General features: G+C 69.6%; 20 protein-coding genes. 5 read left to right on the forward strand and 15 right to left on the reverse strand.

Annotated elements, in window-relative coordinates; translation table 11 throughout:
* Positions 1–42: 42 nt before the first annotated feature.
* From OB895_RS08305 to OB895_RS08330, 6 genes are all read right to left on the reverse strand, one after another.
* Complete coding sequence (locus OB895_RS08305; RefSeq protein ID WP_042537151.1) at positions 43–702, reverse strand: response regulator; 660 nt, start codon at positions 700–702, stop codon at positions 43–45.
* On the reverse strand, positions 699–1,934 hold the full coding sequence (locus OB895_RS08310) for a sensor histidine kinase (RefSeq protein WP_079112275.1): 1,236 nt from the start codon (positions 1,932–1,934) through the stop codon (positions 699–701). The genes OB895_RS08305 and OB895_RS08310 overlap by 4 nt, the downstream gene beginning before the upstream one ends.
* Positions 1,935–2,002: 68 nt before the next feature.
* Positions 2,003–3,229: a serine hydrolase domain-containing protein gene (locus OB895_RS08315; protein WP_079112274.1), complete on the reverse strand. Its 1,227-nt coding sequence runs from the start codon at positions 3,227–3,229 to the stop codon at positions 2,003–2,005.
* Positions 3,230–3,275: 46 nt separating this feature from the next.
* Positions 3,276–4,100, reverse strand: coding sequence for a hypothetical protein (locus OB895_RS08320; protein ID WP_079112273.1), 825 nt, complete (start codon positions 4,098–4,100; stop codon positions 3,276–3,278).
* Positions 4,100–4,831 carry an ABC transporter ATP-binding protein gene (locus OB895_RS08325; protein WP_079112272.1) on the reverse strand — a complete coding sequence of 244 codons (732 nt, stop codon included), beginning with the start codon at positions 4,829–4,831 and terminating at the stop codon, positions 4,100–4,102. Before OB895_RS08325 ends, OB895_RS08320 begins: the two co-directional genes overlap by 1 nt.
* Positions 4,832–4,996: 165 nt before the next feature.
* On the reverse strand, positions 4,997–5,251 hold the full coding sequence (locus OB895_RS08330; protein ID WP_153302132.1) for a VanZ family protein: 255 nt from the start codon (positions 5,249–5,251) through the stop codon (positions 4,997–4,999).
* A gap of 185 nt (positions 5,252–5,436) precedes the next feature.
* On the opposite strand from OB895_RS08330, the gene OB895_RS08335 reads away from it, so the two are divergent.
* The 3 genes from OB895_RS08335 to hrpB all read left to right on the forward strand — a co-directional run bounded on the left by OB895_RS08335 (position 5,437) and on the right by hrpB (position 10,446).
* A complete protein-coding gene (locus OB895_RS08335; RefSeq protein WP_079112270.1) occupies positions 5,437–5,865 on the forward strand; it encodes a MarR family winged helix-turn-helix transcriptional regulator in 429 nt (142 codons plus the stop codon).
* 238 nt (positions 5,866–6,103) lie between these two features.
* The gene (locus tag OB895_RS08340; protein ID WP_042537139.1) at positions 6,104–7,708 is read left to right on the forward strand and encodes an SPFH domain-containing protein; all 1,605 of its coding nucleotides are present in this window, start codon (positions 6,104–6,106) and stop codon (positions 7,706–7,708) included.
* A 185-nt stretch (positions 7,709–7,893) separates the two neighbouring features.
* Positions 7,894–10,446 (forward strand): ATP-dependent helicase HrpB, encoded by a 2,553-nt coding sequence (hrpB, locus tag OB895_RS08345; protein ID WP_079112269.1) that lies wholly within the window; start codon positions 7,894–7,896, stop codon positions 10,444–10,446.
* Positions 10,447–10,467: 21 nt separating this feature from the next.
* Here the strand turns inward: hrpB and OB895_RS08350 are convergent, their stop codons facing one another.
* The 5 genes from OB895_RS08350 to OB895_RS08370 all read right to left on the reverse strand — a co-directional run bounded on the left by OB895_RS08350 (position 10,468) and on the right by OB895_RS08370 (position 15,000).
* Positions 10,468–11,202, reverse strand: coding sequence for an ABC transporter permease (locus OB895_RS08350; RefSeq protein WP_079112268.1), 735 nt, complete (start codon positions 11,200–11,202; stop codon positions 10,468–10,470).
* Positions 11,199–11,975: an ABC transporter ATP-binding protein gene (locus OB895_RS08355; RefSeq protein WP_228385653.1), complete on the reverse strand. Its 777-nt coding sequence runs from the start codon at positions 11,973–11,975 to the stop codon at positions 11,199–11,201. The genes OB895_RS08350 and OB895_RS08355 overlap by 4 nt, the downstream gene beginning before the upstream one ends.
* A gap of 78 nt (positions 11,976–12,053) precedes the next feature.
* The gene (locus OB895_RS08360; protein WP_079112267.1) at positions 12,054–12,650 is read right to left on the reverse strand and encodes a TetR/AcrR family transcriptional regulator; all 597 of its coding nucleotides are present in this window, start codon (positions 12,648–12,650) and stop codon (positions 12,054–12,056) included.
* Between the two features lie 44 nt (positions 12,651–12,694).
* The gene (locus tag OB895_RS08365; protein ID WP_079112266.1) at positions 12,695–13,447 is read right to left on the reverse strand and encodes an AAA family ATPase; all 753 of its coding nucleotides are present in this window, start codon (positions 13,445–13,447) and stop codon (positions 12,695–12,697) included.
* A gap of 59 nt (positions 13,448–13,506) precedes the next feature.
* Positions 13,507–15,000, reverse strand: coding sequence for an L-serine ammonia-lyase, iron-sulfur-dependent, subunit alpha (locus OB895_RS08370; RefSeq protein ID WP_079112265.1), 1,494 nt, complete (start codon positions 14,998–15,000; stop codon positions 13,507–13,509).
* Here OB895_RS08370 and OB895_RS08375 point away from each other — a divergent pair.
* Complete coding sequence (locus OB895_RS08375; RefSeq protein ID WP_228385652.1) at positions 14,963–15,433, forward strand: prolipoprotein diacylglyceryl transferase; 471 nt, start codon at positions 14,963–14,965, stop codon at positions 15,431–15,433. The two genes, OB895_RS08370 and OB895_RS08375, sit on opposite strands and share 38 nt — an antisense overlap.
* Positions 15,434–15,508: 75 nt before the next feature.
* On the opposite strand, the gene OB895_RS08380 is transcribed toward OB895_RS08375, so the two are convergent.
* The gene (locus OB895_RS08380; protein ID WP_311879794.1) at positions 15,509–17,239 is read right to left on the reverse strand and encodes an L-aspartate oxidase; all 1,731 of its coding nucleotides are present in this window, start codon (positions 17,237–17,239) and stop codon (positions 15,509–15,511) included.
* A gap of 71 nt (positions 17,240–17,310) precedes the next feature.
* Between OB895_RS08380 and OB895_RS08385 the strand changes: the two genes are divergently transcribed.
* Complete coding sequence (locus OB895_RS08385; RefSeq protein ID WP_042537122.1) at positions 17,311–18,243, forward strand: LysR family transcriptional regulator; 933 nt, start codon at positions 17,311–17,313, stop codon at positions 18,241–18,243.
* A gap of 6 nt (positions 18,244–18,249) precedes the next feature.
* On the opposite strand, the gene OB895_RS08390 is transcribed toward OB895_RS08385, so the two are convergent.
* From OB895_RS08390 to OB895_RS08400, 3 genes are all read right to left on the reverse strand, one after another.
* Entirely contained in the window at positions 18,250–18,534 is a 285-nt protein-coding gene (locus OB895_RS08390; RefSeq protein WP_079112263.1) for a hypothetical protein, read from the reverse strand.
* A gap of 81 nt (positions 18,535–18,615) precedes the next feature.
* Positions 18,616–19,662: a family 43 glycosylhydrolase gene (locus tag OB895_RS08395; RefSeq protein ID WP_079112262.1), complete on the reverse strand. Its 1,047-nt coding sequence runs from the start codon at positions 19,660–19,662 to the stop codon at positions 18,616–18,618.
* Positions 19,659–22,283, reverse strand: coding sequence for a family 78 glycoside hydrolase catalytic domain (locus OB895_RS08400; protein WP_079112261.1), 2,625 nt, complete (start codon positions 22,281–22,283; stop codon positions 19,659–19,661). The genes OB895_RS08395 and OB895_RS08400 overlap by 4 nt, the downstream gene beginning before the upstream one ends.
* Between the last annotated feature and the right edge of the window lies 1 nt (position 22,284).

Consider the following 22,284-nt stretch of genomic DNA (forward strand, 5'->3'; position numbering starts at 1 on the left):
CCCGCTGAGCACGTTCATCCGAGGGCCACGGTGCGGCCCCAGTCATCCCGCCTCGACGACCCCGGCCCTGATCCCCCAGAGCACGGCCTGCAGGCGGTCGCGGGCTCCGGTCTTCTGGAGGATGCCGGCGAGGTGGTACTTGACGGTCGTCAGTTCCACGAAGAGACGGTCGGCGATCTCGGCATTCGACAGCCCCTCGGCGAGGAGTCGGAGCACATCCAGCTCCCTCTCGGTGAGCGGAGGCCCCTCGGCCGGAACCTGCGCGCTGCTCGCTCGACGGCGGTCGGCGAACTCGTGCAGGATGCGGCGGGTCAGGCGTTGGTCGAGTGTTCCGTCGCCGGCGGCCACCGATCGGACCGCGGCGAGCAGCGTGTGCTCGTCGGCGCCCTTGAGGAGGAACCCGGCGGCGCCTGCCTCGAGAGCGGCGAAGACATCGGCGTCGACATCGAAGGTGGTGAGGATGAGCACGTCGGTCGCCAGGGCTGCGTCTCCGACGATCTCGCGTGTGGCTGCGATGCCGTCTGTTCCCGGCATCCGGATGTCCATGCAGACGACGTCGGGGCGGAGGCTGCGGGCGAGACTCACGGCGTCGGCGCCGTCGACCGCTTCGCCGATCACCTCGATGTCGGCCTCGGCTCCGAGGATGACGGCGAGCCCGGCGCGCACGACGGCCTGGTCGTCGGCGATGAGAACACGGATCATGGGGTGCTCCGTCCGTCGTAGGGGATGCTCAGGCGATTGGTCCATCCGCCGTCGTCGTCGGGCCCTGTTGACAGGTGCGCCCTGATGAGTTCGGCCCGCTCCGCCATGCCGGAGAGCCCGTAGCCGGCGCCCGAGCTGTCGGTCGTCTCCCGCGTCCGGACTTCGGCGGAGGGCTCGTTGGCGACCGTGATCTCCACGGCATCCGCTCCGAACCGCACGGTCACGGCTCCCGCCGCGCCGGGCGCATGTCTCGCGACGTTCGCCAGCGACTCCTGCACCATCCGGTACGCGGTGGTCTCGGCGAGCGCACCCACCGGACGCGCATCCCCGACGGCGGCGAGTGCGACGCGCTGGCCCCGTTCGCGCGCGATATCCACGAGCGCAGGGATGCCGGCGATGGTCGGCACCGGGCTCGGGGCACCTGAGGGTGCGTCGTCATCGCTGCGCAGGAGCCCGACCGTCCGTCGGAGGTCGGCGAGCGCGATGCGGGCATCGTCCTGGACCGTCTGCATCATCTCCCGCGCCCGGTCGAGATCGCTGCGGGTGAGAGCGGTGGCGGCCTGGGCGCTCACGATGATCCCCGAGAGGTGATGCCCGGCGATGTCGTGCAGTTCCCGCGCGAGGGCCTCGCGCTCGGCACGCACCTCGCGCTCGGCGCGCTCGCGCCGCTCCCGCTCGGCCATCCTCGCCTGCTCCTGCAGCGCATCCGCGAGACGCTCGCGCCCGCGCACGTACTCGGCGACGGCCGCGGGTGCCGCGTACTGCAGGGCGATGCGCGCGATCACGGTGAGGATCAGGACGAGCGCCGATTCGCGTGACCCCAGGAGCAGCGCACTCGCGCCGACGCCGGTGGTCACGAGCGCGCCGAGGGCGAGCGCCGTCAGCGCCGGGTTGCGCCGGCTGCGCCGAGCCATCGCATAGGCGGCGAGGATCACGCCCAGCGAGCCGACCCCCAGCTCCCCCGCCGAGGTCGCCAGGATCACGGCATCGAGGAGCACGGCGCCGGCGAAGACGATGATGGGTGCGCGCTGGCGGAAGACGAGCAGGACGGCCTGCAGGGCGACGAGAGCGGCGTGGGCGAACGGCGATACATCGCCCGGCACCGCTGCGGGGAGCTCGTCGATCCACAGGTCGGCTCCGATGTAGCCGACCGCGGCGGCGAGCACGAGAATCGGCGGGATCGCGCGGCGCACGCGTTCGGCGCGCCGGGAGGGCGGCTCCGCAGGGGACATGGACTCAGTCAACCACGCCGGGCCCCACCCCCGTCGCGAGGCAGGACCCGGGATCGATCGAGGTGTGATCACCGATCGCACAGTGTCTCATCGAGCGCCTCGACGACGATCCGATACTGCTCGAGCAGCACCTCGTCGTCATCCGGGGAGACCACCGCCCAGGGAAGCGCGGTCACTGCGATCGTGACGGCGGTGCCGTCCGGTGCGACGGCGTTGCGCGTCTGGGTGCCGGGGATGTCGCCTCCGTGCCCCCAGGCGAATCCTCCGCAGCTGAGCGGGTACCGCTGCAGACCGAGTCCGTACTCCGCCTCGGGCCAGAGCTCATCGCCCGCCGGCACGGTGGTCTTCATCGTCTCGAGCCCGGCACCGCTCAGCAGCTCGCCGTTCAGCAACGCACGCATGAAGGTGTTGAGCTCTGCCGGGGTGGACACCATGGCTCCGGCCGACCAGGCGAATGACGTGTCCATGGCGGAGATGTCACGCAGCTCTCCCGGAACGTCGGCGTGATAACCGGTGGGGTGCTCCCCGCGGAGCGGGAGCTCACCAGGGGCGGGGAAGTACGTGTGTTCGAGTCCCAGCGGCGTCACGATGCGCTCATCGATCTGCTGGGCGATCGCGCGGTCGGTCACCGCCTCGATGAGCAGCCCGAGCACCAGGTAGTTCGTGTTGCTGTACTCCCATCTCTCCCCCGGCGCGAAGCTCGCAGGGCGAGTGAGGGCGATGTCGAGCATGTCCCGCGGAGAGATGTACTTCTCCTGCGCGCCGAAGGCATCGGCCGCGATCTGGTCGGCGTATTCCGGCAGACCGCTCGTCTGCTGCAGCAGCTGGTGCACGGTGATGCCGGCGCCGTCGATCCTCGCTCCCCCGATCAGCCCGGGAAGATACGTGTCGATCGGAGCGTCCAGGTCGACGAGGCCCTCGTCGACCAGCTGAAGCACGATCGTCGCGACGAACATCTTGGTGTTGCTGGCGATCCGCACTTCTGCGTCGGGTGGAGGCGCCTGGCCGGTCTCGATGTCGCCCTCGCCGGCGACCGCGTTCTCGACCTCACCATCCGGCGAGGTCACCGATGCGAGGGCCGCCGGGTAGCCGGCGTCGACGAGGGACTGCAATCTCGTCTCGAGCGCGCTGGTCGTCTCCGCGTCCGCGGACGAGGCCGGTCGATCGGACGCCCGGAAGAGCACGCCCGCTGTGATCGCTCCCGCGACGAGCACGGCGGCGGCCGCGATCGCGATCACCGTCCGCATCCTGCGTCTGGGGGCGGGCTGGTTCTGGGGTGTGGGGATGTCGTTCATGTCGTGTCCTTTCCCGTCGGATGGGTCGTGTCGGATGGGTCGGGCATCAGAGGTCGCGCCGGGACAGAGCGACGGATGCCGCGGCGAGCGCCGCCGCGGAGAGGGCGGCGAGGGCCGCGAGCGCCACTCCGACAGGCACCCCGGCCGACCCGCCGTGAATGACGTTCTGCGCGAGCGCGACCGGCAGGAACTGCGTCCAGACGGGCGCGGAGCCGCCGCCGATCAGCGAGGTCATGGCGGTGACGAGCGGTTCGGCGAAGAGCACCGCGAGCATGGTGAGGATGCCGGCGAGCTGCGTCCGCACGAGGATGCCGACCGCGAGGCCGATCAGTGCGAGGCCCGCGACTGCGACGACGCCCCGCCCCAGGGTGGCGACGACGTCACCGACGCCCGCGGTGAAAGTCGTTGCGGTCGTCGCGAGCGCGACGAGCAGGGCGGTGAGACTGACAACCGCCATGAGGGCGCCGATGACGACACCGACGACTGCGACGGCCATGGCCTTGCCCGCGACGATGCGACCACGACGGGGAGACGCGAGGGCTGCTCCGACCATGCCGCCGTACCGGTCGTCACTGGTGCCGGCGAGGGTGCCGAGCAGGACGATGGCGAGGAGCGCGATGCCGATCGACCCGCCTCCCATCGACGCGCCGAGCGGATTGATCGCGTCGAGCTGCGCCGCCGGAGATGTCAGGTCGAGCACGGGGAGGTCGGCACCGAGCGCCTCTGCGCCGGGACCGATGTCGCCGCGAGCCAGCGCCGGGAGCACGGTCACGAACATCAGCTGCGTCAGGGTGAGTCCGATCACGGCGACGAGCGCACTGACCTTCGTCGCTGTGGTCGTGGTCAGTCCGAGGAGTTCTGCGCGGAACATCAGCGCACCCCCGCGATTCCGGTGACCTGGAGGTAGTAGCCCTCGAGGTCTCCGCTCGCTGTGGCGACGGCATCCGCCAACGTCACGTCGGCGACGACCCGCCCCTCGGCGATCACGACGATGTCGTCGGCGATGTCCTGCACGTCGGAGAGCAGGTGTGAGGAGAGCAGCACCGTCCCTCCGGCATCTGCGAAGGCCCGCAGGCGATCACGCAGCCAGCGCATGCCGGCGGGGTCGAGGCCGTTGGAGGGCTCATCGAGCACGAGCAGCTTCGGCTCTCCGAGCAGCGCTGCCGCGACCGCGATGCGCTGCTTCATGCCGAGCGAGTATCCGCCGGATCTGCGGTCGGCGTCGGCGGTCATGCCCACCTCGGCGAGGACCCCATCGACGCGCTGGGGGGCGACGTCGGCGCGGGCCGCGGCGATGCGCAGGTGCTCACGTCCGGTGCGGGCGGGGTGCAGACCGCCGGCGTCGAGAACGGCGCCGACCATCGTGGCCGGCCGCTCGAGGTCGCGGTAGGGGCGCCCGAAGACCAGGGCCTCGCCCTGGTCCGCGGCGATGAGTCCGAGCAGCAGGCGGATCGTGGTGGTCTTGCCGGCGCCGTTGGGCCCGAGCAGGCCGACGACTCTCCCTGACGCGATCGTGAAACCGACTCCGTCGACGCGAGAGCGTCCATGGAAGGACTTGTGCAGTCCGCGCGCCTGGAGCGGCGGAGATGTGGAGATGTTCATGTCTCCAGCCTCGCCAGCGCGGCTCTCGAGCACCCCCGCCGGCCGCACGGGATCGCCCTGTCCGAAAGGACAGTCGTGGTCGGATCCGGATCCCGGGAACGGAACAGCGGAGGCCTCGCGAGGGCCGTCGTCCCGCTCCGGACCTCCCCCTACATCAGCGACGCATCAGGCCTCGCCCTGGTTGACACGCCCGCGACCCGGCTTCGGGATCCCGACTGGCTGGCTGCGGGGACGCTCGCGCGCCGGCCACCGGAATCGCTCGACGAATCCCGCGACGGCCGTCGAGCGCGTCGCGAGGACGATCGCCACTGCCTTCCACCGGCGCGGCCGAGCGGTGAGCAGGGGGACGAGCACACCGAGCGGGACGAACACCGCGGCGTGGATGAGCGCGTCCTCGAGCCCGAAGTCGACGAAGGGCACGAATGCCGAAGATTCCGTGACCAAACCGTTGCATTCGTTATCTCGCCGTTATAGAGTGATCGCACGGTGAATGTTTGCTGTGGCATACACCGCATGTGATTGCAGGACACTCTTGGTGCAAGGGACAAGGGCCGGTCGGGAGCCTCTCCGACCGGCCCTTTACTGTTGCCAGTACGCTGTTCTCCATGACCGATCGCAAGCTCGCCCTCGAGGCCTGGGAGAGCCTGTTCCGCGCACAGCACGAGCTGTTCACCGAGATGAACACCGACTTCGATCACACCGATCTCGGGCAGGCCGAGTACGACGTCCTACTCACCGTGACCCGCTCCCCCGGCATGTCAGCTCGCCTGCGCGATGTCACCGCGAACATGCTGATCAGCCAGCCGAGCGTCTCTCGTCTCGTCGACCGCATGGTCGCCCGCGGACTCGTCGCGAAGTGCCCCGACCCCGATGACGGGCGCGGCGCGCTGATCAGGGCCACGGATGCCGGTGTCCGAGAGTTCCGCAGCGTCGCCACGGTGCATGGCCGTTCGATCGCCGAGCGGATGTCGCGACTCGACGACGCCGAGCTGAGGACGCTGCGCGACTTGGCGGAGAAGCTCCGCGGCCGCTGAGCGGCGCGCAGGCCTCGGCCTGACGACAGAAACCTGCCCCACGGGAGGAGATCTGCGTCACGGGAGGAGATCTCGGGCTGAGACCTCCTCCCCAAGCGCATTTCTCCTCCCGAGGCGCATCCCGACGTCGACTCCTTCGACGGCATCCCCCGATCTCTGGCAGGGTGGAGCGTGAACGCCCGCGCGGCCGCGCCGGCATCCGAGACCGCCCCCTCGGGGGGAACCAGGGAGGTCATCCATGGAGATCGCCGGAGTCGTAGGCATCCTCATCATCGTCGGCATCGGCATAGCCATCGCTATCGTCGTCCTGCTCATCCTGCTGCTGTTCGCACGCAGCTGGATCAAGGTGGCGCGCGCCGATGAGGCGCTCGTCATCTCGGGACGCAAACAGAAGGTGGCGCGCGCTGTCATCGGCGCAGACGGCTCGACCAGAGACGAGATGTCGGAGTCGCCCGTCACGGTCATCGTGAACGGCAAGTCGCTGGTGAACCCCATCACGCAGCGCCACGAGATCATCTCGCTGCGCTCGCGTCAGGTCTCGCTCAACGCCGAGGCCCAGTCGCTCGACAGCGTCACGCTCAACGTCGACGGCGTCGCGATCGTGAAGATCGGCTCCGACCCCATCCTCGTGCGTCGCGCCGCCGAGCGCTTCGCCTCGCAGGACAAGGCCATCGAGCAGTTCACCACCGAGCAGCTCGAAGGTGCGCTCCGTGGCATCGTCGCGACCCTCTCGGTCGTCGAGCTCATGCGAGAGCGCAAGAAGTTCTCCGACCAGATCGCCGCCGACGTCTCGCAGGAGCTCGCCGAGCAGGGTCTGATCTTGGACTCCTTCCAGATCAAGGGCATCACCGACAAGGTCGGCTACATCCAGTCGCTCGGTGCTCCCGAGATCCAGGCGAAGCGCCAGTCGGCGGAGATCTCGCAGACCAACGCCGACCGTGCGATCAACCAGAAGAACATCGCCAACCAGGAAGCCAACCTGGTCGAGCAGACCGCACTCGACACGAACACCGCCAACGCCAACGCCGGCATCGGCCGTGCGCGCGCCGAGGCCGAGCAGGCCGAGAACCTCGCCCGCGAGCAGGCTCAGCAGGCCGTTCTGCAGCAGCAGGCCGAGAACCGTCAGGCTCAGCTCGACGCCGACGTCAAGCGCGTCGCCGACGCCCAGCGGTACGAGGCCGAGACCCGTGCGCAGGCCGAGCTCTACACGCGTGAGCGTGCGGCAGAGGCCGGCGCGATCGAGCAGGTCAAGCAGGCCGAGGCCCGCACCCGCATCGCCGAGCAGCAGGCACAGGCCGACAAGGCCAAGGCCGACGGTGAGGCCGCAGCCGCGATCGCGCGTGCGACCGGTGAGGCAGACGCCCTTCGGGCGCAGGCCGAGGCCGAGTCCGAGGCCCGCCGCCTGCGTGCGAACGCCGAGGCAGACGCCATCCGCGCCGAGGGTGAGGCGCGAGCCGCCGCCGTCGAGGCCGAGGCGAAGGCCATCGCATCGAACCAGGACGCGTTCCTGTCGCAGCGCGTGCTCGACGTGCTGCCGTCGATCATGGCGGAGTTCTCGAAGGGCTACGCAGCGATCGGCAACGTGTCGATCATCGGCAGCTCGGGCGAGGACGGCGCGTCGAACCTCGTCGGCGCCGACAGCGCGAAGGCGCTGAAGTCGGTGTTCGACAGCGTCAGCTCGGCGACCGGACTCGACCTCGCGTCGATCATCCAGGGTCAGGCCGTCGGCCGTGGCATCGGCGAGGGGGTGGCTGCGGCATCCGCGCCGTCTGCTCCGGCGACGCGCACGTCCACCCCGACCACCCCGCCGCCGCCCGCACCGCCGGCTCCGGCAGCGGAGTAGTCAGCACACAGCACACAGCGGATGCCGCGGCCGGATCGGTCGCGGCATCCGTCGTCTCAGGGAGCGCACCGTTTACTGTTCAGCATGAATCGGGGCGTCGGGGGCCGGGGATCGCTTTCTGGGACAGGTCGAGCATCTTCATGCTGAATTGTGAACGCCGTTCTCCGGCGGGGCAGACTGGAGCGATGACGCCCGCCGCCTTCGACCTCGCCGCCATCGGCGCCGGGCTCTCGTTCGCGGCCGCTCTCGACGAGCTCTCGACTGCCCTGGACGAAAGCGGGTCGGTGGTCGTGAGCGCACCGCCCGGCACGGGCAAGACCACCCTCGTGCCGCCGCTCCTCGCATCGCGATCGACCGGACGAGTGATCGTCACCCAGCCTCGTCGCGTCGCCGCCCGGGCAGCTGCGAGGCGCCTCGCGCAACTCGACGGCTCGCCGCTGGGCACCCGCGTCGGCTTCACGGTGCGCGGTGAGCGCTCGGCGGGACCGCAGACCCGGGTCGAATTCGTCACCGCGGGAGTGCTGCTGCGGCGCATGATCGACGACCCGGGCCTCGACGGCGTGGATGCCGTCATCATCGACGAGGTGCACGAGCGCGCACTGGAGACCGATCTGCTGATCGGCCTGCTCTCGGAGGTCCGCGAGCTGCGGGACGACCTCGTCGTCGTCGCGATGTCGGCCACGCTCGACGCCGCGCGCATCGCCGCAGTCCTCGGCGCGGATGACCGTCCGGCTCCGGTCGTCGACCACGACGTCCCCGCTTTCCCGCTCGCCGAGCGCTGGGCGCCGAGCGCGACGCCGCGCCTCGACGAGCGCGGAGTCACCAGAGGGTTCCTCGACCACGTCGCCCGCACCACCACGTCAGCGGCCCTCGATCTGCGACGCGAGAACCCCGACGCCGACGTGCTGGTCTTCGCACCGGGCGCACGCGAGGTGTCGGAGATCGCCCGTCGCATCCGCGACACGAGCGATGCGTTCGACGTGCGGGAGCTGCACGGCCAGATCCCCGCGGCGGAACAGGATGCCGTGATCCGCGGCCGCTCCCCGAACGACAGGCCGCGCATCATCGTCACGACATCGCTGGCCGAGTCCTCGCTCACGGTGCCCGGTGTGCGTCTGGTGGTCGACAGCTGTCTCTCGCGGCATCCTCAGCGCGACGCGACCCGCGGCATGACGGGTCTGGTCACGACCGCCGCGTCACGCTCATCGTGCGTGCAGCGCGCCGGCCGAGCCACACGCCAGGGCCCCGGCGTCGTCATCCGCTGCGTCGACGAGCGCTCCTATGCGGCAGCCCCTGCACGCCCGGCTCCGGAGATCGCGGTGACCGACCTCGCGGATGCCGCTCTGCTGCTCGCCTGCTGGGGCGCTCCGGGTGGCGCAGGTCTGCGCATGATCGATCCGCTGCCCGCAGACAACCTGGCTGATGCCGTCTCGGTGCTTCGCAGTCTCGGCGCGATCGACCACGAGGGTCGCGCGACCGCCGAAGGCCGTGCCCTCGCACGAGTTCCTGCTGACCCCCGCCTTGCCCGCGCGCTCCGCGACGGGAGCCCCGTGGTCGGCAGCCGCCTCGCGGCCGAGGTCGTCGCGGTGCTCGGCGGCGACCTGCGTATCGCCGAGGCCGACGTCGCTCACGCACTCATCACCCTGCGAGGCGGACGCACACCGGACGCGCGACGATGGCGCGACGATGCGAATCGCCTCGAGCGCATGGTCCGTCCGACACCGGACGCACGCTCGGGCCTCGACGGCGTAGGCTTCGTCATCGCCCTAGCGTTCCCCGAGCGGATCGCCCATCGCGTCGAGCGCACCGCCGAAGGGGCGACGTTTCTGCTGGCATCCGGAACCCGGGCCGGGGTGCGCGGCCCGCTCGGGGCCGTCGAGTGGCTCGCGGTCGCTGACGTCGCGCGCGCTTCGGCACGGGCGACTGCCGGCTCAGGCGCGATCATCCGATCGGCGGCCGTGCTCACCGAGGCGCAGATGGAGCGCGCCGCGAATCACCTGATGACCGACCGCGTCGAGGCGGAGTTCACGGCCGGCCGCGTCCAGGCGCGGCGGGAGCGCCGCGTCGGCGCGATCCTGCGTTCGTCTTCGCCTGTGCGGGCATCGGCCCAGGAGGGGCGCGACGCCGTGCGCCGCGCGATCAGGCGTGAGGGTCTCGACATGTTCACCTGGTCTGACTCGGCCGCCGCGCTGCGCTGCCGACTGGGGCTGCTGCGACGAGAGCTGGGCGCCCCCTGGCCCGATGTGTCGGATGCCGGACTGCTCGACGCTCTCGACGAATGGCTGGCTCCCGAGCTCGACGTGCTGGCTGGCGGCACGCCTGCGGGGCGGATCTCTCTGACGTCAGCGCTGCGGCGCCTGCTGCCGTGGCCCGACGCCGCGCGACTCGACGAGCTGGCTCCGGAACGCCTCGAGGTGCCCACCGGCTCGCGCATCCGCATCGACTACCCCGACCCCGCCGACGCCACGGCGCGCCCTGTCGTGGCCGTGAAGCTGCAGGAGTGCTTCGGCTGGGCGGAGACCCCTCGGCTGGTCGACGGGCGAGTGCCTGTGCTGTTCCATCTGCTGTCGCCCGCGGGTCGTCCGCTCGCGGTCACCGATGACCTTGCCTCGTTCTGGTCCGGTCCATACGGCCAGGTGCGCGCCGAGATGCGGGGGCGCTACCCGCGGCATCCGTGGCCTGAGGATCCCTGGGCCGCCGTGCCCACGAAGCACACCAAGAACCGCTCGGCGCGCTGAGCAGCGGCCGGCGCTGAGGCGTCAGGGCGTGCGGCGCCGCAGGGTCAGCGACGCGAGCACGAGGGCTCCGATGCCGAAGGCGACGACCACGAGCAACGGGGCGTAGACGTCCCACCCCTCGTCCCCGGCGGTCACCGCGTTGATCGTGTCGATCGCATAGCTCAGCGGGAGCCAGCCGGAGATCGCGTACAGCACATCGGGCATCTGATCCCGCGGCATGAACAGCCCGCCGAGGATGATCTGCGGGAAGACGAGCAGCGGCATGAACTGCACGGCCTGGAACTCGGTCTGGGCGAACGCGCTCGCGAGCAGCCCGAGCGCTGTTCCGAGCAGCGCGTCGACCACGGCGACGAGTCCGAGCTGCCACAGCTCGCCGTCGACATCGAGGCCGCAGACACCGACCGCGAACGACACGGTGATCACCGCCTGCAACAGCGCCATGACTCCGAAGGCCAGGGCGTATCCGAGGATGAAGTCCGCCTTGCCGAGCGGAGTCGTCATGAGACGCTCGAGGGTTCCGGAGCGGCGCTCGCGCAGGGTCGTGATCGACGTGATGAGGAACATCACGATGAACGGGAACAGCGCGAGGATCGCACCGCCGAACTGATCGAACACACCGTCCTGGTCGCTGAACAGCCACGCGAACAGACCGACCAGCAGGCTCGGCGCGACGAGCATGAGTGCGATCGACCGCGGGTCATGGCGCAGCTGACCGAGCACCCGGCCCGCTGTGGCGAGGATCCGACGGCCGTTCATTCCGCCGCCTCCCGACGCTCGCGCCTCGTGGTGCCGGGAGGCCGGCGGTCCTGCATCCGACTGTCGCGTTCGATCAGAGCGAGGAATGCCGCATCGGGGTCGACGGTGCCGGTCTCTGCGAGGAGGGCCTTCGGGGTCGTGTCGGCGATGATCCGCCCGCTGCGCATCAGCACGAGCCGATCGCACCTCAGCGCCTCGTCCATCACGTGGCTGGAGACGATCATCGTCACTCCGCGTTGAGCGAGCCCGCGGAACAGATCCCACAGCTCGACGCGGAGCACCGGGTCGAGGCCGACGGTCGGCTCGTCGAGGACGATGAGCTCGGGAGACCCGATGAGCGCCATGGCCAGCGAGATCCGTGTGGTCTGGCCGCCGCTGAGCGACTCGACGAGCTGACCCGCCTGCGCTCCGAGACCGACATCCGCGATCACCCGATCGACATCGCCCTTCGGCGCCTTCAGCACTGCCGCGAGGTACGAGAGGTTCTGACGCACGGTGAGGTCGCCGTACACGGCAGCGCCCTGAGTGCCGTAGGCCACGCGATGGCGCAGCTGCGCCGATCCGGCCGGTTCGCCGAGCACCGTCACCGTGCCTGCGGCGACCCTCTGCACGCCGACGATCGCACGCATCAGGGTGGTCTTGCCGCATCCGGAGGGCCCGAGCAGACCGGTGATCTCGCCCTGCGGGATCGTCAGGTCGGTCCCGTCGAAGACGACGGTCTTCCCCCGGCGCACGTGCAGCCCTGCGACCTCGACCGCCGGGTTATTCATCATGTGATGAATTATGCGCTCGCCGGCCGGCGAGGTCAACGGGTTCCGTGGTGGTGGGTGTGGAGTCGGGTCGGCCCCGAACTACTCGAAGAGATACCGCTGCACGGTGGGACCGACGCGCGCGACGATGTCGTCGACGGATGCGGAGGCCATCGGTGCGAGCTTCAGCACATACCGCGTGAGCAGCAGCCCCGCGATCTGCGACGCGACGAGGGCGGCCCGCAACTCCGCATCCGCGACGCCGAGCGTCTTCGCGATCTTGCCGATGAGCTCGCGCGCGAGGAACCCGGCCAGCAGCGGCGTCGTGAGCCGGCTGCCGATCGCGGTGCGCATGAGCATCACCCCGCGTCGGCGGATGTCGGGCTGCTCGAACGCCTCGAGAACATAGCGGACGAGCCGTTCGCCGACTTCCCCTCGGGGACCGGCGACGATTCCAGGCACATCGATGTCAGGTCGGAGCGGGATGCCGACCGCCTCCGCGAACAGATCGGCCTTGGTGCCGAAGTAGTGGTGCACGAGCGCGGAATCCACGCCGGCCCTGCTGGCGATCGAGCGCACCGTCGACCCGTCATACCCCTGCTCGCCGAACTCGTCGACGGCGGCACCGATGATGCGCTCGCGCGAGTCCGAGCCACCCCTCGGACGACCGCGCTTCCTCGGCGCGCGCTGCTCGGTCATGGCGTCAGCCTACGACCCGCGACCGGGGTGCCGGGACGCGACCCCTAGTCGAGCAGGTGCCGGAGATACCGCGGCGGGTCCTGCAGGAACGAGCGCCAGTGGTTCACGAGCTCGAGGTCGTTCCACTCGGCAGGGCGGATGCCCCAGTCACCCACCTCGAGGATCCGGGCGCCCGGCAGCGCAGCGAGCACCGGCGAATGCGTGGCGCACAGCACCTGGCCGCCGTCGTCGACGATGCGCTGCAGCACGGCGATGAGGGTGAGCGTCGACTGGAACGACAGCGCTGCTTCAGGCTCGTCGAGACAGTAGAAGCCCGGCTCGTCGAATCGGCTCTCGAGGAGGGCGAGGAACGACTCGCCGTGACTCATCTCGTGGAACGGCACGTCTCCCCGCGGCGAGGGGTTCTCTTCGAGGTACGTGTAGAAGGAATGCATCGTCTCGGCCCGCAGGAAGAATCCCCAGCGGTTCGCTCCGACACCTCGCTGCAGCTGCAGCCATTCCGACAGCGGTGATTCCGTCGGTCGCGTGCTGTGTCTGGCGAACTTCGACCCCCCCTCGGGCGAGAGGCCGTAGGCGATCGCGATCCCCTCGACGATCGTGGACTTGCCGCTGCCGTTCTCGCCGACGAGGAACGTCACCCCGGGCGAGAGGTCGATCCCCTCCTCCAGCACCTGGGCCACCGCGGGGATGCTCATCGGCCAGACCCGCCCGACTTCCGGCGCGTCGTCGCTCGCTCGCACGGCGACGACCGGCTGCTCTCGTCGACGACGGCTGCCGGCGGTCCAGATCGATTCCATGCGTTCCTCCTCCGAAGGAGGCTAGCCGCAGCCACCGACGCGACCGTCGGGAGGTCGGATCAGCACTCGATCACGTTGACAGCGAGGCCGCCCTCGCTGGTCTCCTTGTACTTCGTCGACATGTCGATGCCGGTCTGGCGCATCGTCTCGACGACCGCATCGAGCGAGACGTAGTGGCTGCCGTCGCCGCGCAGCGCGAGACGGGCGGCCGTGACCGCGGTCGACGCCGCGATGGCGTTGCGCTCGATGCAGGGGATCTGCACGAGGCCGCCGATGGGGTCGCATGTGAGCCCGAGGTGGTGCTCCATCGCGATCTCGGCGGCGTTCTCGATCTGCCGGTTGGTGCCGCCCATGACGGCCGTCAGCCCTCCGGCGGCCATCGCGCAGGCGGAGCCGACCTCGGCCTGGCATCCTCCCTCGGCACCCGAGATCGAGGCGTTCGCCTTGAACAGCGAGCCCAGTGCCGTGGCGGTGAGCAGGAATCGCCTGATGCCGCGGCGACGGTTCGCATCGGCGACAGCCTCATCGTCATCGGCCCCGCCGGCGTCGATCGCCCGTGTGCCGTCGAAGCCGAGCAGCGCGCTGCCGACCAGCTCTCCGTACGGCGTCACGGCATTGCCGGCGCCGAGGCCCGAGTCTGCGAGGAACCGCCACCAGTACATCGCGACGGCGGGGAGGATGCCGGCGGCACCGTTCGTCGGAGCGGTGACGACCCGACCGCCCGCGGCGTTCTCCTCATTCACCGCGAGCGCGAAGGCGCCGAGCCACTCCCCCGGCAGCTCGCGATGACCGTCGGCCTCTGCCTCCTCGAGCTGGGCGCGGATCATGCTCGCGCGTCTCTTGACCTTGAGCATGCCGGGGAGCACACCGTCGGAGTGCAGTCCGTTCTCGACGCACGCGGCCATGGCATCCCAGATCGCGTCGAGTCCGGCTGCGACCTCTTCTTCCGGGCGCTCGGCGGTCTCGTTGAGTCGCGCGACCTCGGCGATGGACAGCCCGTGATGGTCGCACAGCGCGAGCAGAGACGCGGCGTCGGCATACGAATAGGGCAGCGGCGCCGAAGCGAGCTTCGCGGCTTCTCCATCCCGCCGGATGAACCCGCCGCCGACGGAGTAGTAGGTCTCCTCGGAGACGACACCCGCAGCGGCGTCCCACGCGGTGAGCGTCATGGCGTTCGGATGACCGGGCAGACGGGTGCGCGGCTCGAACACGATGTCGGTCTTCGAGAACGGGATCTCGTGAGACCCGTCGATTCGCAGCGTCGCCCCGTCGCGAAGGTCGGTCCACGCTGACCGCACGTCAGCCGGATCGCAGGTCTCCGGCGCCAGACCGCGCAGCCCGGCGACGACCGCATCGGGTGTGCCGTGTCCGATTCCGGTGGCACCGAGCGAGCCGTAGAGGGTGCATCCGATGCGCGCGACGCGATCGAGCGCTCCTGTCGCGCGGAGCCGGTGCGCGAACTCGAGCGCCGCCCGCATCGGCCCGACCGTGTGGGAACTCGAGGGGCCCACTCCGATGGAGAAGAGATCGAAGGCCGAGACGTACGCTGTCACCTCCTCAGCCTACGTCGTGGCCGAGATGACGGGTCGGGGCATCGCCGTCAAGGCCCTTCTCGCCGCGGAATCGGAGATCGATCCTGGTCATGCATCCGATGCGAAAGGGACGACCATGACGAACAGCACTCCTGAGCAGGACCCGACCTCCGGCCTCGACCCCGAGGCCCAGACGCCGACCCCGACACCGTCGTCGGGCGATGCCGGCGAGTTCAAGGACACGGGCAGCACCGCCGAGAAGCCGGCCGAGGCCGACTCTCCTGAAGACGCGGACCCCTCCGAGGTTCCGAGCAACGACGAACTCGAAGAGCCGAGCACTGAGAAGGAGCCGTCGGAAGAGCCCAAGGCCCCGACGCGCAACGACCCCGAGCCCGACCATGAAGCGGTCGGGATCGGGGTCATCGACGGTCCGGAGACCGAAGAGGGCGACTGAGCGACTCCTACCTCGCTCGCCACCCGGCCGCTCCCGTCGCGATGCACCCTGCGACGGGAGCGAGTTCGGGGAGGGCTACTCGACGAGCTTGCCCTCGGTGTCGACCTCGCGCATGAGCTCGGCGATCTCCGCGGGGATCTCGGGGATCGACTCGTGCGTCACGCCGCCGGTCGGCGACCAGACGAGATTCACCTGTAGCGTCGGGTCGGTGTCGGGGTAGTCGCTGCGGTTGTGGCATCCACGCGTCTCCCGACGCTCCAGCGCCGCCTCGAGCGTGGCCCGTGCGGCGAGAGCAGACGCCTTCAGGTCGAACGCGTGCGCGAGGTCTTGGAAGCCGGCGATGTCGGGGTGGATGCCGATGTCCTCCATGCGTCCCTCGATCATGTCGAGTTCGGCGAGACCTGCCCGCAGTCCCTCCTCCGAGCGGACGACACCCGCGTGCTGGGTCATGGTGTTGCGGATGGCGCGCTGCAGCGCCCGCACGTTCTCGCGGCCGTCGGCGACGAGAAGGTCGTCGATCTCTGCTCGGGCCTGCGCCACGGCATCGGCCGACCGACGCTGGGCGTCGAGCCCCGCCGCATGCGCCATGGCCGCCTGACCGACGATGCGGCCGTAGACCAGCAGCTCGATGAGCGAGTTGCCGCCGAGGCGGTTGGCCCCGTGCAGTCCGCTCGACGCCTCGCCGATCGCATAGAGTCCGTCGACGTCGGTCTGGTGGTCGTCAGGGCGCACCCACACGCCGCCCATCGAGTAGTGCGCCGTGGGAGCGATCTCGATCGGGTCGGTGGTGATGTCGAGCATCTGCAGCTCCATCATCGTCTGGTAGACGCGCGACAGACGGGTCATGATCGTCTCGCGAGGCAGGTGCGAGACGTCGAGCCAGACGCCGCCGTTCTCCGTTCCGCGGCCCTCGGCGATCTCGGTGTACGCCGCGAGCGCGACGCGATCCCGGGTGGAGAGCTCCATGCGCTCGGGGTCGTAGTTCGACATGAATCGCTCGCCGAGCGCGTTGCGCAGGATGCCGCCTTCACCACGTGCGGCCTCGGAGATCAGCGTGCCTGCAGCGTTCTCGGGCTCGATGATTCCGGACGGGTGGAACTGCACGAGCTCGGGGTCGCGCAGCCGGGCGCCCGCCTCGACCGCGAGCCGGAACGAGTCGCCGGTGTTCTCGTCGCGACGCGAGGAGGTGCGGCGCCAGATGCGGTTATGGCCGCCGGCGGCGAGGATCACGGCATCCGCGTGGATCAGATAGCGCGTGCCGTCTGACTGGTCGAAGCCGTAGGCACCGAACACGACGTTGTCTCGCACGAGCAGGCGCGTGATGTACACGTGGTCGAGGATCGGCACCTCGAGCTGCTCGGCCTTCGCGACCAGGGTGCGCTGGATCTCGAGACCGGTGTAGTCGCCGGCGAATGCGGTGCGACGGAACGTGTGAGCTCCGAAGAACCGCTGCGAGATGCGTCCGTCGTCTTCGCGGGCGAAATCCATGCCCCAGCGCTCGAGGTCGCGGATGCCGCGCTCGGCGCCCTGCGTCACAATCTCCACCGTGTGGGGATTGGCGAGCAGATAGCTCTCCTTGATGGTGTCGGCCGCGTGCTGCTGCCAGCTGTCTCCCTCGTCCATGGTGCCGAGCGCGGCGTTGATGCCGCCGGCGGCGAGGGAGGTGTGGGCATCCTGTCGGGGGCGCTTGCCGACGGCGAGGACGTCGATGCCGTGCTCGGCGACCTCGATCGCCGCCCGCAGCCCGGATCCGCCGGTGCCGATGACGAGGACCGTGGTGGAGATCTGACGTTCGCGAGTACTCATGCCTTCCACGCTAGGTAGGGTGCCCTGATAACTCCAATGCATTGTTCTACTGGTATCGATACAGTGAACACATGAACCTCGAGCAGCTCCGCGGGTTCGTCGAGGTCGCCCGCCTCGGCCACTTCACCCGCGCCTCCGAGCACCTGCACCTCGCACAGCCGTCGCTGAGCCGACAGATCTCGACCCTCGAGCGCGAACTCGGCGCCGAGCTGTTCCACCGCGCACGCGGCCACATCGGCCTCACCGCGGCCGGAGAGGCTCTGCTCCCCCGCGCTCAGCGGATGCTCGCAGAGTCAGACGCGATTCGCGAGGAGATGGCCGAGCTCGCCGGGCTCCGCCGCGGACGCGTGCGTCTCGGAGCGCCACCCACTCTCTGCATCAGCCTCGTCGCCGAGGCGATCAGCACCTTCCATGCCGCGCACCCCGGCGTCGACCTGCACCTGACCGAGAGCGGGTCGAGGCTGCTCGTCGACCAGCTGGCCGTCGGGGCCGTCGACATCGCGCTCATCACGGAGTCGGAGGGGCCCCCGCCCTCGGGATTCAGTCTGACTCGCATGCCGCTGCTGACCGAGGAGCTCGTCGTCGTGTCTGCGGCGTCCGAGCCTCCGGTGTCGACGTCGTCGATCATGAGCCTCCACCATCTCGCCACGCTGCCGCTGATCGCCCTCGACGAGACCTATGAGCTGCGGGCGACCACCGACGCGGCCTTCCGCTCGGCGGGGCTGACTCCGACGGTCGTCCTCGAAGGAGCCGAGATGGATGCGCTACTCCGCTTCGTCGAACGAGGAGTGGGTGTGGCCGTGGTTCCGGCGATGGTGCTGCTCGATCAGCCGGCGCTGCGCTCGGTCAGGATCTCGCACCCGATGATGAGGCGCACCGTGAGCCTGGCCCACCGCGCCGACGTCACACCCGCCGTCGCGGTCGCCGCGATTCGCCACGTCATCATCGGCACAGCGGCAGAGGTCGCCCGCCGCGACCCGGCCATCACGAGCCTGCTCGACTGAGGTCGCTCAGGCGGTGAACATGCGGGTGAGCCGGACCGCCAGCAGACCGACCGACACGATCAGCCCCAGGTAGGCGAGCACGAGACCCGTGATGGCCGCAGCACGGAACGCACCGCGCCGCCGAACCGATGCGTGTCCGATCAGCACAGCGGTCGCGGCGATCGCGATCGCGACGAGGTAGCCCACGACGCCGCTCGGCACCACGAACGACGACAAGATCGCCAGCACGCCGCATACCAGGCCCGCGACATGCCACACCCGATTGTTCTGGGCCTGCTCGGGAAGCGTCATGGGCACGAGCCTATCGAGTGGGGTCGGCCGCGGAGACACCCGTCGGAACTCGGCGATCACAGGCCTGCGCGAAGGATCCGGTCAGGCGTCCTCGTACTCGTCGGGCGACCACTCCTCGCGCCACTCGACGACCGGTCGGTCGCCGTCGAATCGGATCGGCAGCCAGACGTAGTCGGCGATCGAGGTGTCGACGTAGGCGAACTCCTCCATCGGCTCGTCGCCGTCTCTGCCCGGTGCGAAATGCTCGATGAAGGCCTGACGAGCTCGGTCGCCATGGTCGACGTAACGCGGAAGCCAGCGATCGGCGATCGCGATGTAGAGATCCTTCTTGCCCGGGTGCCGGAACACCGACGAGATCTGCGAATGGAACGATGTGCGGGACTCATCGCTCGGATGCAGGTCGCCGAGCACTTCGAACGGGCCGTGATAGCTGCGCGCCACGGCTGACTCCGAGGGGTTCGGGTAGTACCCGGTCGTCCCGGAGGTCAGCAGATAGTGCAGCCCGCCGCGCTGGAAATGCGCCGGCGCCTCCCGCACGAACGGGGGCTGCGGCTGTGGGAAATGCGTCGAGTAGTACCCCGTGACGTCGGTGTAGTCACTGGTCAGATCGGCGCAGATCATCTCGGAGTGCACGCGCTCGAAGTAGTAGTAGCCCTTGCCGTCGTGCGGGTCGACGACCAGATCGAAGTCCCCTGCGCTCATGTCGAGCGGGCGCAGCCAGGTGCGCTGGATCTCGTACGGGCCCAGGATGCTGTCGGCGGTGAGCACCGTCGAGCGCTGCACCGATCCCTTGGTCATCACCTTGACCCAGCACACGAATTTGCCCGTCTGCGCATTGAAGATGATGTGCGGACGATCGAGGCCCTGCGACGGATGCAGCGGCGAGGACTCGTCGTCCTCGTCGGGTGGGATGATCACGCCACGGTCATCCCAGTTGACGAGATCCGTCGACGAGTAGCAGCGCACGCCCCAGTGCCAGATCCCGCTGCCGGGAGTCGAGAACTCCTTGTTCTCTCCGTACCAGTAGTGCACGCCGTCGACCGTGAGGACAGAGCCTCCGTGGGCGTGGATCCGCTCGCCCTTCGTGTCGAGCCACACCTGCCCAGGCCGGATGTGCTGCTGCGTCATGATGCTCCCTCGGTCTCGAGAACGGGCTCCGGCCTGCGCCACCCGAAGAACGGACGCTCGGGGTCGTCGGCCACCGCTCGGAAGGTCGTGGTGAACGAATGACGACCCGGTCCGACGGGGATCTCCTCCGCGGATCCGGGCAGCACCAGAACGCCCGTGGATGCCGCGGGCACCTCGACCTCGATCGACAGACTCTCGCCGTCTCGTCGCCAGGAGATCGCCGCTGTGCCCCGCACACTGTCGTACCGCGCACCCGCATGCTCGAGCCCACCGCCCGGCCGCGGCTCGAAGCGGATGCGCTCCCACCCGGGTGCGTCAGCGGCGAGCCCGGCGACCGCGCGATGCAGGAAGTCTGCGACGGCTCCCAGCGCGTAGTGATTGAACGATGTCATGTCGCCGGGGTTGATCGATCCGTCGGGCAGCATGCTGTCCCACCGCTCCCAGATCGTCGTCGCACCCATGCTGACCGGATACAGCCACGACGGAAGCTCGTCCTGCAGCAGCAGGTGGTACGCGTAGTCCATGCTGCCGGCGCGCACCAGTGCATCGCAGATGATCGGGGTCCCGACGAAACCCGTCGAGATGTGGAACCCGCCGGCTCCCACCAGCTCCTGCAGTCGAGCGCCGGCTCGCCGCACCTGTTCCTCGTTCTCGAAGAGCTCGAACACGAGCGCGACGGCGATCGAGGTCGGGGTGTCACTGACCACTCGACCGGTGTCGCTGAGGAACTCGTTCTGAAAGGCGCGCGCGGCACGCTCGGCGACTGTGCGGTAGTGCGCGGCATCCGATTCCTCGCCGAGCAGCGTCGCCGTATCGGCCAGGATCCGAGCCGTGCGCACGTGATAGGCCGTCGCCACCAGGTACTTGTCGGTGTGCGACTTGCCGGGGTCCTCGGGCGGCGCCGTCGGGTCGAGCCAGTCGCCCAGCTGGAAGCCGGTGTTCCACAGCCCCGAGTGCCCGGTGAGGTCGTCGACGAGGTCGACCCAGGCGCGCATGCTCGCATACTGGTCGGCGAGGATGCGCAGGTCGCCGTCGTTGCGGTACAACTCCCATGGGACGATCACGGCCGCGTCACCCCAGGCAGCCGTGGGGAAGTTCGGGAAGCCGCACTCGACCCACGGAACGAAGTTGGGCACGTGTCCCTGATGGTGCTGTTCGAACGCGAGGTCGCGCAGCCAGCCGGTGAGGGTGCCGTGGGCCGCGAACAGCCGCAGCGCGGTCGGGGCGAAGACCTGGATGTCACCGGTCCACCCCACCCGCTCGTCACGTTGCGGGCAGTCGGTCGGCAGGTCGACGAAGTTGTCGCGCATGCTCCACACGACGTTCGAGTGCAGCTTGTCGAGTCCGTCGTTCGAGGACTCGAACCAGCCGGTGCGACGCATGCCGGTGTGGATCACGACGGCCTCGACGTCGCCCTCATGGAACTCGCCGGGCCAGTTCTCGAGCTCGGCGTACTGGAAGCCGTGGATCGTGAACCTCGGCGTGTAGGTCTCCTCACCGCGCCCCGAGGTGATGTAGGTGTCGACCGACGTCGCTGCGCGCAGCGGACGGGTGCCGAGCTCACCGTTCTCGATGACCTCTGCGTGGTGCAGCCGCACGGTGTGACCCGCCTCCGCCCGCACCTTGATGCACAGCACACCCGAGATGTTCTGTCCGAAGTCGAGTCGGATGCGTCCGCTCGGCTGGCGCGTGATCGAGACGGGTCGCAGCGTCTCAGTCTCCTGCACCGGCAGGGCCGTCGGCGGCTCTATCGCCGCGGGGAAGTCGGACCGGGCGAGCACGGCCGCCGGAGACCAGCCGGAGGCGTCGTGACCGGGGGTCGACCATCCGTCGTCCGTGAGCCGCGCATCGAAGGTCTCGCCCTCATAGAGACCGACCGAGGTGATCGGCGACACAGACGTGCTCCACTCGAGGGGCACCCGGTGGTGGGAGCCGTCAGCCGTGGTGACCTCGAGCTGCGCGAGCAGCGCGACGTCCGATCCGTAGATGTCCCACACCCCGCCGTCGAATCCGATGTGACCGCGGTACCAGCCGTCGGCCAGCCAGGCGCCGATCACGTTCTCGCCGCTGCGCAGCGCCGCCGTCACATCGTGCGTCTGATAGCGGAGGCGGTGGCTGTAGCTCGTCCACCCGGGGGCGAGCACGTCGTCACCGACGCGTTCGCCGTTGACCTCGAGCTCGTAGACGCCGTGGGCGGTCGAGTAGACCCGCGCTCTGACGATGCCATCGGGCAGGGCGCCTTCTGCGATCACCGCACGCATCAGGTAGGCCGGGCGGGGCGCATCGCGGGCGGCTTCAACGGAGGGCGACACGAAGTCGACCGCCCAGTCATCGCCGAGTCCCGCCTCGATCCTGACGGGCTCACTCCACACCTCCGAATCGACGGCGCGGATACGGAGCTCGCCTCCGTCGCGCGGAGCGAGCGGCGCGAACGGCCACGCCACGCGCTGCGTCGTGGTCGCCTGCACGACGCGGGGGGCGCCGGCGTCGGGGGTGAACTCCAGCTCGAACGCCGGGGCCGCGGCATCCGCCAAGAAGGAGATCCGCGGCTCGACCTCTCCGATCCCGACGGTCTTGCCGCCGCGTCGGTTCTCCAACCAGATCTCGATGATGTTCGTCATG

The organism is Microbacterium forte (assembly GCF_031885415.1).
GTDB classification, from domain to species: domain Bacteria; phylum Actinomycetota; class Actinomycetes; order Actinomycetales; family Microbacteriaceae; genus Microbacterium; species Microbacterium forte.

Excerpts from the sequence above, each read along its gene's own strand:
- OB895_RS08305 (WP_042537151.1), bottom strand. The coding sequence starts at position 702 with ATGATCCGTGTTCTCATCGCCGACGACCAGGCCGTCGTGCGCGCCGGG.
- OB895_RS08310 (WP_079112275.1), bottom strand. The coding sequence starts at position 1,934 with ATGTCCCCTGCGGAGCCGCCCTCCCGGCGCGCCGAACGCGTGCGCCGC.
- OB895_RS08315 (WP_079112274.1), bottom strand. The coding sequence starts at position 3,229 with ATGAACGACATCCCCACACCCCAGAACCAGCCCGCCCCCAGACGCAGG.
- OB895_RS08320 (WP_079112273.1), bottom strand. The coding sequence starts at position 4,100 with ATGTTCCGCGCAGAACTCCTCGGACTGACCACGACCACAGCGACGAAG.
- OB895_RS08325 (WP_079112272.1), bottom strand. The coding sequence starts at position 4,831 with ATGAACATCTCCACATCTCCGCCGCTCCAGGCGCGCGGACTGCACAAG.
- OB895_RS08335 (WP_079112270.1), top strand. The coding sequence starts at position 5,437 with ATGACCGATCGCAAGCTCGCCCTCGAGGCCTGGGAGAGCCTGTTCCGC.
- OB895_RS08340 (WP_042537139.1), top strand. The coding sequence starts at position 6,104 with ATGGAGATCGCCGGAGTCGTAGGCATCCTCATCATCGTCGGCATCGGC.
- hrpB (WP_079112269.1), top strand. The coding sequence starts at position 7,894 with ATGACGCCCGCCGCCTTCGACCTCGCCGCCATCGGCGCCGGGCTCTCG.
- OB895_RS08350 (WP_079112268.1), bottom strand. The coding sequence starts at position 11,202 with ATGAACGGCCGTCGGATCCTCGCCACAGCGGGCCGGGTGCTCGGTCAG.
- OB895_RS08355 (WP_228385653.1), bottom strand. The coding sequence starts at position 11,975 with ATGATGAATAACCCGGCGGTCGAGGTCGCAGGGCTGCACGTGCGCCGG.
- OB895_RS08360 (WP_079112267.1), bottom strand. The coding sequence starts at position 12,650 with ATGACCGAGCAGCGCGCGCCGAGGAAGCGCGGTCGTCCGAGGGGTGGC.
- OB895_RS08365 (WP_079112266.1), bottom strand. The coding sequence starts at position 13,447 with ATGGAATCGATCTGGACCGCCGGCAGCCGTCGTCGACGAGAGCAGCCG.
- OB895_RS08375 (WP_228385652.1), top strand. The coding sequence starts at position 14,963 with ATGGAGAAGAGATCGAAGGCCGAGACGTACGCTGTCACCTCCTCAGCC.
- OB895_RS08380 (WP_311879794.1), bottom strand. The coding sequence starts at position 17,239 with ATGAGTACTCGCGAACGTCAGATCTCCACCACGGTCCTCGTCATCGGC.
- OB895_RS08385 (WP_042537122.1), top strand. The coding sequence starts at position 17,311 with ATGAACCTCGAGCAGCTCCGCGGGTTCGTCGAGGTCGCCCGCCTCGGC.
- OB895_RS08390 (WP_079112263.1), bottom strand. The coding sequence starts at position 18,534 with ATGACGCTTCCCGAGCAGGCCCAGAACAATCGGGTGTGGCATGTCGCG.
- OB895_RS08395 (WP_079112262.1), bottom strand. The coding sequence starts at position 19,662 with ATGACGCAGCAGCACATCCGGCCTGGGCAGGTGTGGCTCGACACGAAG.
- OB895_RS08400 (WP_079112261.1), bottom strand. The coding sequence starts at position 22,283 with ATGACGAACATCATCGAGATCTGGTTGGAGAACCGACGCGGCGGCAAG.